This window comes from Paenibacillus taichungensis (genome assembly GCF_013359905.1).
Taxonomy (GTDB): domain Bacteria; phylum Bacillota; class Bacilli; order Paenibacillales; family Paenibacillaceae; genus Paenibacillus; species Paenibacillus taichungensis.
In genome coordinates this window covers 1-209 of the sequence record NZ_JABMCC010000001.1, presented here as the reverse complement: position 1 = coordinate 209, position 209 = coordinate 1, and the positions used below count along the sequence as shown (strand labels likewise).

1 rRNA gene is annotated in these 209 nt (G+C 52.6%); it reads left to right on the top strand.

The window, feature by feature from the left end:
* Nucleotides 1-209: ribosomal RNA gene (locus tag HP548_RS00005) — 16S ribosomal RNA — on the top strand; the annotation flags it as partial.

The following is a 209-nucleotide window of genomic DNA, read 5'->3' as shown; positions in this document are numbered from 1 at the left end:
GAGAAGCTTGCTTCTCTGATGGTTAGCGGCGGACGGGTGAGTAACACGTAGGCAACCTGCCCTCAAGTTTGGGACAACTACCGGAAACGGTAGCTAATACCGAATAGTTGTTTTCTTCTCCTGAAGAGAACTGGAAAGACGGAGCAATCTGTCACTTGGGGATGGGCCTGCGGCGCATTAGCTAGTTGGTGGGGTAACGGCTCACCAAG